9 protein-coding genes are annotated in these 12,044 nt (G+C 52.0%); 7 read left to right on the forward strand and 2 right to left on the reverse strand.

Annotated features, from left to right (window positions below; translation table 11 throughout):
* Window positions 1-132: 132 nt before the first annotated feature.
* Both ACIRQ6_RS00625 and ACIRQ6_RS00630 read right to left on the reverse strand, forming a co-directional pair.
* Window positions 133-2,541 (reverse strand): tetratricopeptide repeat protein, encoded by a 2,409-nt coding sequence (locus ACIRQ6_RS00625; protein ID WP_420862193.1) that lies wholly within the window; start codon window positions 2,539-2,541, stop codon window positions 133-135.
* A 207-nt stretch (window positions 2,542-2,748) separates the two neighbouring features.
* A complete protein-coding gene (locus ACIRQ6_RS00630) occupies window positions 2,749-3,468 on the reverse strand; it encodes a sugar transferase (RefSeq protein ID WP_420862194.1) in 720 nt (239 codons plus the stop codon).
* Window positions 3,469-3,986: 518 nt separating this feature from the next.
* On the opposite strand from ACIRQ6_RS00630, the gene ACIRQ6_RS00635 reads away from it, so the two are divergent.
* The 7 genes from ACIRQ6_RS00635 to ACIRQ6_RS00665 all read left to right on the forward strand — a co-directional run bounded on the left by ACIRQ6_RS00635 (window position 3,987) and on the right by ACIRQ6_RS00665 (window position 11,943).
* The gene (locus tag ACIRQ6_RS00635; RefSeq protein ID WP_420862195.1) at window positions 3,987-4,787 is read left to right on the forward strand and encodes an ExeA family protein; all 801 of its coding nucleotides are present in this window, start codon (window positions 3,987-3,989) and stop codon (window positions 4,785-4,787) included.
* Window positions 4,784-6,337, forward strand: a complete 1,554-nt coding sequence (locus ACIRQ6_RS00640; RefSeq protein WP_420862196.1) for a GumC family protein — start codon at window positions 4,784-4,786, stop codon at window positions 6,335-6,337. Before ACIRQ6_RS00635 ends, ACIRQ6_RS00640 begins: the two co-directional genes overlap by 4 nt.
* 39 nt (window positions 6,338-6,376) lie before the next feature.
* Window positions 6,377-7,177: a CpsD/CapB family tyrosine-protein kinase gene (locus tag ACIRQ6_RS00645; RefSeq protein WP_420862197.1), complete on the forward strand. Its 801-nt coding sequence runs from the start codon at window positions 6,377-6,379 to the stop codon at window positions 7,175-7,177.
* 414 nt (window positions 7,178-7,591) lie between these two features.
* Window positions 7,592-8,896 (forward strand): MBOAT family O-acyltransferase, encoded by a 1,305-nt coding sequence (locus ACIRQ6_RS00650; RefSeq protein ID WP_420862198.1) that lies wholly within the window; start codon window positions 7,592-7,594, stop codon window positions 8,894-8,896.
* Between the two features lie 3 nt (window positions 8,897-8,899).
* Entirely contained in the window at window positions 8,900-10,030 is a 1,131-nt protein-coding gene (locus ACIRQ6_RS00655) for an alginate O-acetyltransferase AlgX-related protein (protein WP_420862199.1), read from the forward strand.
* Entirely contained in the window at window positions 10,027-10,680 is a 654-nt protein-coding gene (locus ACIRQ6_RS00660; RefSeq protein ID WP_420862200.1) for an SGNH/GDSL hydrolase family protein, read from the forward strand. Before ACIRQ6_RS00655 ends, ACIRQ6_RS00660 begins: the two co-directional genes overlap by 4 nt.
* Window positions 10,681-11,091: 411 nt before the next feature.
* The gene (locus ACIRQ6_RS00665; protein ID WP_420862201.1) at window positions 11,092-11,943 is read left to right on the forward strand and encodes a universal stress protein; all 852 of its coding nucleotides are present in this window, start codon (window positions 11,092-11,094) and stop codon (window positions 11,941-11,943) included.
* Window positions 11,944-12,044 lie beyond the last annotated feature (101 nt).

Consider the following 12,044-nt stretch of genomic DNA (forward strand, 5'->3'; position numbering starts at 1 on the left):
CTGCCTTTCCGCAAAATCTTTGGATCATACCATGACAGCGAACACAGCCAGAAACAAAGCAGATCGTTCGACCAACTTAGAATAGCTCTGGCAGTGTAGTTTGTGGGACACGCCCCCGAAGCGGCGTGATCGCTAGTTTTCGACGGTTGCTTTCAGCGCTTCGATCTGGGCGCGGGCATCTATGATCTGGGCCCTTTGATCAATATCACCGGCAATATCTACAGCTTTTTCGAACTGGGCCAAGGCTTCCGCAGGCCGGTTCAACGCTTGGTATGTGACAGCAAGGTGATACTGAACAATTGGGTCAGCTGGCAGGCCAGCGGCCGCAGCTTCTAAATACTCAACAGCCTCTGTGCTATCGCCGCGGCGCTGGGCAATCCACCCATAGGTGTCTTGAATGGCGGGTACTTCTACATCCTTAAACCGTCTGGCAATCCGCCAAGCCTGATCAAGGCTTTCGGCATCATCACGATAGGTCGACAAAAGGCTCGCCAGGTTGTTGGCAACGACAGGGGATGTGGAATTGCGTTCATAAAGGCTCGCGTAAATGTCGATCGCACCATCGATGTTTCCATCGGCTTCAAAGATCGACGCTTGCGCCCATAGCAAACCAGGATCCTCGGGCAGAACCTCAAGACCCTCGGCAATAATCAATTTCCCCTGATCAGACTGACCCAGACGGGCTTTGATTTGGGACAATTGCAAATAAACGCCGGGGCGCTCGGGGTCTTTGGACAAAAGGTCAAGATAGATTGCCTCAGCCTCTTCAAAGTTCCCATTCACTGAGTGAACAGAGGCAACCATGCCCTGCAATCCTTCGTTCTCTGGATCTTCACTGAGCATCGTTTGCGCCAGATCGAGGGCATCCGCGACATTGCCAGTGGCCAAACGCGCCCGGACCAGCGCAATACGCGAGACCATAGTTGCGTCTTCCGCACCAGCAATGCCTTCAAGGAAGGCCACTGCGTCATCAACGCCTTTTTGTTGGTTGATACTTTGCGCCTCAATCCCCATCGCGGCTTGATCTGCCAAAGGTGTTTCAAGCTGGCGCAATGTTGAAACCACTTGATTTGTACGACCCAGATCGTCCATCGCAATGTAGAGACGTCCCAGCATGACCAGTAGATCCACATTTCTGGGGTTCAACCGCAACGATGGCAGCAAGATATCTTCTGCCGGCAGGAAACGGCCTTCTTCGATCAAAAGCTGCGCATACTGAATCGACTCGGCTGGCGCATTGCCCGAGGCCTCTACGGTCAAGGCGCGGAATTCGCGGGCCAATTCTGCACGCCCTGCGCGCGCATGGGCATCAGACATCAAAGACAGGGCAAAAGCATCGTCGGGATCGGAATCAAGCGCCGTGCGCAGTGCTGCCACCGCGCCATCCACATCATCCGCGTCAATCAACCATGCAGCACGCATTTTCAGCGCACCTGAATTGTTGGGGTCTTCTGCAAGAATTTCTTCAACCTTTGCGCGGGCTCCCACTTCGTTGCCCATGCTCAACATCATCTGAGCCAAGGACACTTTGATACGTTGGGTGTCCACACCTTCGCCCGCCGAGGCCAGAATATCCTCCAGTTCACTAACGGCGGCTTCACGTTCCCCGCGGTCAAACGCCATTCCCGCGCGCATTGTTCTGAATGGAACTGGGTTTTGGGACTGTTCAATGGCCGCTTCAATCTCGACCAGTGCGGCGTCATTGCCTTGTGTCTCGCTTAAGAAGCGGATCAAATCCACACGCGGTGCTTGATTGTCTTCGGGACTGCTGGCCACCAAATCACGCAAGAAGGCTTCTGCATCGTCGAGCCGGCTTTGCGACATATAAAAGCGGATCAGAGTTTGCTTGTTGGTAATGTCATCCGGAAAACGCACCACCATATCTCGCAACTGGGACTCAAGGCCTTCTGTATCATTCTGTTGGGCCAAAACCAAAAGACGCTGGCGCCAGTAGTCAGGATTTTCGGGATTAGAGGCAATAAGCCAGTCGATGTTCACCATCGCCATGTCGAAATCATTGTTACGCAGGTCATTGTCGATCGACATGCTGCGCAAAATGACACTGTCTGGCTGTTCTTCCAGCATTGCAGCGGCTTCGCGGCCTTTAACACGCCGTTCAGAGTTATTGCCCGCAACTGTTGCCTCGTAATAGCCCAAGGCAATTTCCAAAATCTTCACACGTGGGTTTTCTGGATCAGCCTCCATGACCAAAGTGCCGTGCCGTGTTGCTTCTTCCCAGTTAGACGACGCAATCGCCATCTCTGCTAGTTCAAGCCGTGCCTTCAAATCATCTGGATACTGCTCGGCCAACCGCAAGTACTGGCCATATGCCCCTGCTGGATCATTGTTATGATCCCGCAACAACTCGGCCAAGCGGTGACGCGCTTCTTGGTGGCTGCCGTTCAACTGGAAAACATTGCGGAATTCGACGATGGCACGATCGTAGTCACCGGCTTCAATCAACGCGACGCCATTATCGTAATAGGCTTGTGCCCGTTCTTCGGCTGATTCACAGCCCGCCAGAACAAGTAGGCCCACCATCAAAAGAACACTCGGCTTCGCAAGTTTCAAAAAACGCATTTCCAGTCAGTCCTGTTCGCTAGAATTTCCAAAATTAAAACCATGCTACGGTGATAAACACCACACTGTCATGGGATATACACGAAAAAGCTGTCCCATACATAATGGCACAGCTTTTTTAGATATCACAAAAACGGCAACATAGTGGCCGATTAGGGGGAAAAGTAGTTAATAGCCGGTGCCGCGTAGCACAACCAATGCAGTCTTCATGACGACGACGGCGTCGGTCTTTGCAGACATCACTTGGTTATAACGCTCATCGAACACAACCCGGTCGGTGAAATCACTGTTGTTCCGATCCGAGATCTGCCACAGCCCGGTCAAACCAGGGCGCATGTTATAGTAGGCAAGGCCTGCATAGCTGGAACGTTGGCATACCATCATTGGACGGGGGCCTACGACGGACATGGTGCCGTTGAAGATGTTGAACAGTTGCGGAAGCTCATCGAGGGACGTTTTGCGCAGAATACGACCGATCCACGTGATACGTGGGTCTTTCTTCAGTTTCTGCGTTGCGTCCCATTCACGGCGGGCCTCTGGATTGGACGCCAAATGAGCCTCCAGCAGATCGTCAGCGCCATGAACCATTGTCCGCAGCTTCCACATGCGGAATGTCTTGTTATTTTTTCCGACACGCAGTTGAGAGTAAAATGGGTTGTGGCCGTCCAAAGAGATGACCGCAGCTGATACCAAGATAATAGGAAGGGAAAGGATTAATAGAATTGAAGAAACGACGAGGTCAAAAACGCGTTTCAGTTTGGTCTTATAGATGCCTTCGGAGCGCGCGAGCGCCACAACAGGGGTCGCTGTAGCAGGACCAGCGTCTATCTGCACTGAGGCAGGTGAAACATTTAAAGTCATAAGCAGCAATCTGGGCGCAGCGCCCATTCCTAAGAAAGTAAAAAAATAATTAATCCGCACACACTCGGACTAACCTTGGTTACCATTTAATAACCAATAAATAAATTGTTAAGACTGTTTTATGGCGTATTAACGTTCTTTTGCGGGGAATTTAGGCAAGATCACGGCATATATGAGTAAACCCCGGTCAACCCTTAGTTGTGCTTGTTTCCAATTCTGAAATCATGCCGCGATTTTTTAGCAAATTTTAGGTAATTTGGAAATAATGAGACAAAGTTGAGAAAGAATCGCGTTGCAAAGAATCGCATTGAACTGCATCCAAGCGATCGTGCGTCGTAGCGCCGTTCATCAAAGGGTCGCTCGCCTTGAATTGATCGTATTTTGAACGTACTCCAAACGCATCAGTACTATAGTGTAGTGTCATTAAGAGATGCATTGACGCAGTTAAATGGGTAGCTTGGCGTATGGCCGCAGAATTATATACAGCGTATTTCGGATTTTCGGAGCGACCTTTTTCGTTGTCTCCGGACCCGTCGTTTTTGTATATGTCCAAGTCTCATTTGCGGGCTTATTCCGTTCTTGAATACGGGCTTGCCACCCATGCGCCGCTGACTGTTGTTACCGGCGAAGTTGGGATGGGCAAGACAATGCTTATCCAAGCCCTGCTATCCCAAGTCGAAGATGATCAGACGATCGGTCTGATTTCGAATGCACAGGGTGATCGCGGCGACTTGTTGCGCTGGGTGCTAAACTCTTTGGATGTGCCGCTACCGGCCGAGACTGACTATGTCTCTTTGTTTCAATTGTTCCAAACATTTGTCGTGGAAGAATACGCAGCGGGACGGCGCGTTATTATCATCATCGATGAGGCGCAAAATCTTGGATCTGAAATGCTCGAAGAGTTGCGCATGCTGACCAATATCAACTCTGGCAAAGACGAGCTGTTGCAGTTGATCCTGACCGGCCAGCCCGAGTTGCGGCAGTTGATCAGCCGGCCGGCGCTGCGCCAATTTGCGCAGCGTGTGACCGTATCTTACCACATTGATCCGTTTGAACTGAAGGACACCCGTGCCTACATAAAACACCGGTTGATCCATGTTGGGGGCACAGGGGATGAAATCACGCCTGCTGCGATATCCTTCATCCATTCGGAAACGAACGGGATCCCCCGGATGATTAACAAACTGTGCGATTTGGCCTTTGTATATTCCGCTGCAAGTGACAAATCGAATGTCGGCCTCGCCATCTTGCGCGAATTGCAAAACGATGGGGTTATCCTAAAGCCCAGTGATCCCCCGTACTTCCTGACCAACAAGGTCAACACCTTATCGAAAGCAGCAGAATGAATTTCGATCTTAAATTCTATTTGAAACTGTTGATCCGCCGGATGCCGGTCATGATGCTGTTTATCTTGGCCTGCACGAGTATGGGCGTCATCACCGCAGTCAAATTGCCTGAAACATATTCAACATCGGCCCGCTTGCTGGTGGAAGCACCGCAAATTCCCGACAGCATGGTCGCCTCTACCATTCGGACCGATATCAGCGAACAGTTGGACGTCATTCAGCAAAAGCTGTTGACCCGCGCTAATCTTATCGACATCGCCAACCACTTTGAGGTTTTCGAGAATATTCGGACGATGGAACCTGACACTGTCGAGCAATTGATGCGGGCCGCGACCAGAGTGCGCCGTTCGGCGGGCCGCAATCAGGCGACACTGATGACAATTTCTTTTGAGGCACGAACCGGTGCGGTCGCTGCCAGTGTTGTGAACGAATATGTGACGCTGGTCCTTGAGGAAAACGCTGCAACCCGCAAATCAAGCGCCGAAAGCACGCTTCAGTTTTTTGATCAAGAGGTCCAACGCCTCAATCAGGAACTTGACAGCAAGAGCTCTGAAATAGCGGTGTTCAAATCAGAAAATGCCGAAGCTCTGCCAGAAGAGCAAAGCTACCGACTTGGCCGTCAGACCCTATTGCAAGAACGTTTGTCGCGTCTTGAGCGGGACAAAACCGCAGGTGAAAACCAGCGTCGCGATATCGTGGAAATTTATGAAACCACGGGCCGGATCAATCAAAGACAGGCCCAAGTCACCCAGTCGGTCGAACAACAACAACTGGTGGTGACACAGGCCGAGTTGGATCAAGCGTTGTCCACTTATTCAACCAACCATCCCAATGTGATCCGCCTGCAAGCCCGTCTTGAGCGTCTCGAAGCAATCGTTGCGGCGCAAACTGCGGCTGCGACGGGTGCCAGCCCAGAAGAACAAATCACGCCTGAAAAAGCCTTGTTAGAGGCAACCCTAAGCGAGATTGACAGCCGCCTCGACTTTATCAACGCGGACATTGCCAATACAGAGGCCGAATTCGAAGAGCTACAGCGCAACATCTCGCGCAGTTCCGCAAACGGGATTGAAATCGCCTCTTTGCAGCGCGAATTCGAAAGCATCCAGTCGCGCTATGACGCGGCTGTCAACAACTTGAACCAAGCGCGAATGAGCGAACGTATCGAAACCACGGCCCAGGGCCAGCGGATCACAACCATCGAAAACGCCTCGGTGCCACGGGTTCCCACAGGGCCAAACCGGCCCAAGATTGCGATCATGGGGGCCGCCGTTGGGATCGCTTTGGCAGGGGCCTATTTCATGTTGCTTGAACTTGCCAATCGCAACATCCGGCGTCCGTCCGAGATGATTGGGCGCTTCAATGTCACACCGATCAGCACCATCCCCTATATCGAAAGCCGGGCACGGCGCAATTTCAGACGCTTTAGCCTTGCGACTGCGACACTCGCTGTTTTGGTCGCTGTGCCCTACGGCCTTTGGTACGTAGACACCAATTATCTGCCGCTGGAACTGGTGGTTCAAAAGGGCCTCACGCGCTTGGGCTTGGGCTAGGCTATGTACACTCTGCCAAAATTTTGGGAGCAGACCTAAATGGAAAAACTACAGGCAGCCTTGGAAAAGGCGCGCAGTAAACGCAATGGCATGAGCCCGCCTGAACGGGCCAAGGCGCCTAAACCCACGGCTTCAAAGCCAGGTGGGACGGATGCACTTTGGGCGGATCTCAAACCGTTTGACGTTGATGAGAAACAATTGCAACGCAACCGCATTGTGACCCGCGAGGCCAGCTCAAAAGCCGCGCCATTTGACATTTTGCGCACCAAAGTTTTGCTTCAAATGCGGCAAAACGGATGGAAACGTTTGGCGATCACTTCGCCCATGCCACGGTCTGGTAAAACGACAACAGCCTGTAATCTCGCGCTTGGTTTGGGTCGCCAAAGCGATTTGCGGTCTATTTTGATGGACCTTGATTTGCGCGATCCCTCTATCCACAAGTTCTTTGATAAGACACCGGAAAAGGGGATTGGGGATGTTTTGTCCAGCAAGGTCAGCTTTGCTGATCAAGCCATGCGGTTCCAAGAAAATGTCGCAGTGTCTATGGCCAAAACCTCGGACGCAGACCCCACAAGACTTTTGCTGGCGGAAGAAACTGCTGAGGTCATCAGCCAAGTCGAGGCCCAGTATCAACCGGATCTGATGATCTTTGATTTGCCATCAGTTTTGGTCAATGACGACACTCGAGCGTTTTTGAAAAACGTAGATTGCGCTTTGATCGTGGCACGGGCCAATAAAACGCGCTACTCACAATTCGACACCTGCGAGCGCGAAATTGCAGAACATACCAATGTCCTCGGCGTTGTGTTGAACGCCTTCATGAGTTCAGGAACAGACTGACAACGAACGGCTACCGAGCGTGGCTAAAGTAACGTTCACGCAAATTGGTCGTTGCGCGTCTGTGCGGCCTGTCAAAGCTGTCATGGGCAAACCGCCCACTTTTTCGCAAACCTGCCGACAATCCGTCTTCAATTAAGCGCGCCTCGGAGGGGCGATAAAAGCCTTGAGGGCCACAGCGCCTTTGCAAACGCTCAAAATGAGAAAGATACGGGTTTAAGCTTGCTAACGTAGCCGGTGAACCGTAACGAAAAAGGCGTGTGGTCTCTGACCGGATGCGTTTTGTGTCAATTCGGTTCAAAATCTGCCAAGGCGATAAAATTGGTTTTTTCAAATCCTATCTTCCTGTTTTTGTTTTTGCCTACCACGCTCTTGTTGTATTTTTTGGTAGGACAACGCCTGCGAAATATCCTGCTCTTGGCTGTCAGTCTTGTGTTTTACGCTTGGGGTGAAGAGCTTTACGTTTTCATCCTCATTGCATCAATTGTCATAAATTACAGCGTTGGACTGGGCATTGATGCCGCCGGGGGACGGAACAGGCTGTGGTGGCTGTGGGGCGGAATATCTGGCAATTTACTGTTCTTGGGGTACTTTAAATATACGGGTTTCTTTCTTGAAAACATCGGTCTGGCCAATGCCGCTGCACTGACACCCGCTTTGCCCATAGGGATCTCATTTTTCACGTTTCAGGCGCTGTCTTACCTGATTGATCTCTACTATCGGCGCGTGAACGTTCAGAAAAACCCACTGAACCTTGCCCTTTATATTTCACTCTTTCCGCAACTGATTGCAGGCCCCATTGTGCGGTATGCTGAGGTCGAAGCGGAGATACTAGAGCGCAAGACCAGCCGTAGCGATGTGGCCGAAGGCGTTCAGCAGTTTGTCCGTGGCCTTGCCAAGAAAACTCTTGTCGCAGATCCTATGGGCTTGGTTGCGGATCGGGTATTTTCCATACCAGAGGCTGGGTTGACCCCCGAAACGGCTTGGCTGGGCGCAATCTGTTACTCGCTGCAGCTTTATTTTGATTTTTCCGCCTACTCGGACATGGCGATTGGTCTAGGGCGTATTTTTGGTTTTAAATTTCCTCCGAACTTCAATTACCCGTACCGCGCAACATCCGTAACTGATTTTTGGCGGCGCTGGCATATGACATTGTCCCGCTGGTTTCGCGACTACCTTTACATTCCGCTTGGCGGAAATAGACAAAGTGCAGCAAGGACGTATCTCAACCTCTGGATCGTCTTTTTAGCCACAGGTATTTGGCATGGCGCCGCTTGGACGTTCATCGCGTGGGGGGCGTACCATGGCCTGTTTTTGATCGTTGAACGCTTGGGCCTTGGTCGTATTTTGGCGCGTCTTCCATCCGCCTTGCAGCATATATATCTGCTATTGGCCGTGATTTGTGGATGGGTAATGTTCCGGTCCGAAAGCTTTGGGCAAGCAACAAACTTTTACAAATCGATGTTCCAACTTCAGAGCGGAACCATGGCAGACTTCTACCCCGTTGGGCGATATCTCGACGCTTATGTACTTTGCATCATGGCGATTGGGATTGTGGCATCCGTTGGTTTCCGTCCCTGGTGTGCTGCGAAAATTGCGGCAACGGCATCACCAAGGATACAACGACTAAGCAACGAAATTTGGTTTTGGGCGTTGTTTGTGGCTGCGATTATTTCTGTCGGTGCGGCGTCCTATAGCCCGTTTATTTATTTCAGGTTCTGAGCAATGCGTGCAATCTCGTTTACCTCTGCGGTTTTGGCCTGTGCCCTTTTGGGTAGTCTGGGTGCATTGACACTTGCTGATATCTTTGATGGCCCCGGCAACCCACGCCAGGAAAGGGTGGCGCGCACCCCGCCATTGCCGACAAGCGTCTCCCAGATCCCAAAGTTTCTTGGCAACGCTCGGTATTTTGCGACCGAACGCTACGCCCTGAAGGAGACGTTTATTACCCTGAACGGCATGGTAAAGATGGCCATTTTTGATCATAGCCCGGCCACAAACGTGTTATTGGGCGAAGAGGGTTTTTTGTTTTTCAATGTCGACGAAGCGATTGACGGTGCACAAGGTAAAGACCGTCTTGACGCAACGGGTCAGGCGGTATGGGCCGACTATTTTAAAACGCTAGACCAGAATTTCCAGCGTCAGGGCCTCCCCTTTTCGCTGGTCATTGGGCCAAATAAACACAGCATTTATCCAGATCTCACACCGGATTGGCTGGCGGTGCAGCCTTTAGGCGACACGCGTGCTGGAGATATCATGACCGTGGCACAGGCCGTCCTTGGGGATCAGTTTGTCGACACGCGTGATTTACTTCAACACGCGCGTATCCAGCAGCCTGATGTTCCCCTGTATCATCCAACTGATACCCATTGGACAGAGTGGGGGGCTGCCCTTGCTTTGCATGATGTTCTGGCCCGTCAAAATCTAGATCTGCCCGCGCCGCAATTTGAAATTGCGGACCTCGTTCAAAGTGGTGATTTGTCCCGTATGGTCGGCCAACAGCATCGATGGGCCGCCACGGCGCCAACGCTTCCAAAGGGCTGGTCCTGTGCCGATGCAGATAACCAGCCACTCTTTGTCACCACAATCGATCCACTGATGCCACGCAGATTTACCTGTGGCACACCGGGTGCCCGTCCTGAAAAAATCGTTGTTTTCACGGACTCTTTTGGTGTCTCCACCATTCCCTATCTTTCATCCCGTTTTCAAACCGTCGACTTTATTTGGTCCGATAAGGCCGACCCAGATGCCGCGAAAGCGCTTGGGGCTGATTATGTTTTGCAAATTTTGGTAGAACGAAAGTTGATGACGGATACGCCACAAGATTTTCTTGTCCAGTCCGGGGCTTTGCGATGAAATATGTCGCGGCACTTGCTGTAACGGTTTTCGCATTTCTGCTGGGACTTTACGCTGGCCCTTCGGTGAAGGCGCGCTTTGAGGCCGTCCCCGCAACGACCGTTTGCCGTCCGTCCAGTCCTGAAAAACTTGGTGATCAACCGGCTGTTCTCTTTTGGGGGAACAGTTTGGCATTTGATGGCGATTGGCCGCTGGATGGCTTTGTGAGCGTGAATTGCGGTGTGCAGGGGTTGACTGCTCAGGCAGCTGTCGAGCTGACACCTTCGCTTCCTGACTTGGATTTTGCCGCTGTTGTGATCATATTTGGCACTGTTGAGCTGATACGCGGTGCCGAAAGTCCAGAGATCTTTCGCGCCTCAGTCAATGACGTGCTGGACCAACTTGGGCAAAAATATCCCAAGGCAAAATTTGTGGCCCTAGGAGTTCCTCGCCGCACAGCCACGAATATTTGGCGCTATGAAAACGAACGCCACCTCGACGTAGTGAACGACATTCTAAGGCAGATGAATGACGTGATCTTCATTGATAGCACTGAAATCCTTGAAGATTTGACCGCAGGGTCTGAAACCTACGACGGTGTACATTTCAGTCGGCAAAGCTATTTTTTACTAGCGCAAAAAGTCCAAAAAACGCTCGACCAGCTAGACTAATTTAACGGCGATGCTGCGTCTTTGTGGTCTGCGACCAAGGTGCGTCTGCCGTATAGTGCGCAGCGATCAGATTGGCTCATCGGATCCTCTGATTTTAGGGCCGTCCGGACCGATACGACTCACTTTTTTCTTTTGTTTGGCAGGAATTGCTTTTGAAGCCTGCGCTTGCCTGCTGCGCGCGGAAAAAAGCCGTATACAATCGGGTACCAAAAAATTGTTTTTTAACAAAGGCTTAAAAAATAGGGGAAAATGGCCTCGTAACTTAATTTCAAAATAAAATCTCTTGACGACATAAAATTACTCGCGCCATAAGCTGTGCAAATGCCCCCTGATCAGCAGCGTGCCACAGGCTTTGCGTTTGAGTTGGGGGTTTGATGGATCGGCGAATTGAGCAAGCAAAGGAGCCGAGTGATGATAAAATCGATTTTGGTTCCAGTGCGCGGTGACGGGATGGTTGCGACGGTCCTTGCCCATGCCGCCGAACTTGCCAAGCGGCATGAGGCCCAAGTCAACGTTGTGCATTGCCGTGCCGCGGCGAGTGATATGATGCCCCAAGGCGTGTCGCTGAATGACTTTGCGCGCAAGGTGATGTTGGAACAGGCCAGCGAACTGGCCAACCGCCAAGAAGATCATCTGCGCGGCATTCTGCGCCGGTTGTCGCGGGAGTTCGGGCTGACCGAAGATGCCAGCACACATGGCACGGCCTTTTGTACGTTTGCCGAAGAACAGGGGCGGATGGCGGATGTTGTCCGGCATGCAGGGCGTTTGGCGGATGTTATTGTGCTGCCCAAGCCGCAGCGCGAGCGGAACCTTGGCCAGAGTTCTTTGAAGGCGGCCCTCTATGGAGCAGGGCGCCCGGTCTTGGTGTGCCCGGGCCAGTTGCAGCCTGATGCGACTTTTGCGGATCATGTGGCCATTGGCTGGAACGGGTCATTGCCCGCAGCCCGCGCAGTGTCCTCGTCTTTGGATATCGTCGGTTCAGCCAAGCGGGTCAGCATCCTAACCGGTGGTAAAGTGCAAACCCGTGGGCCGGACGCGGATGAATTGTTGGCCTATTACAGCCTGCGCGGGATCAGTGCCGAAATCGTCCGGTTCGAGACTAAAGACGCTGCAACGGGGCTGCTGACGGCAAGCGCGGATATTGGCGCCAGCCTGCTTGTGATCGGCGCCTACAGCCACAGTCACGAAACAGAGATGCTTTTTGGCGGCAACACCGGGCGCATCGTTGACCAAACAGAAATGCCGATCCTGATGGCCCATTGATCCATCAAGATTGCCGAAACGACGCACCGCCACGCGGGACGTCATCATCGTGTTTGACACGTAAACAAAACGTCCGGTTCTTCGGACAGACTAGGGAGGAA

This window comes from Algirhabdus cladophorae (assembly GCF_044772865.1).
Lineage (GTDB): Bacteria > Pseudomonadota > Alphaproteobacteria > Rhodobacterales > Rhodobacteraceae > Algirhabdus > Algirhabdus cladophorae.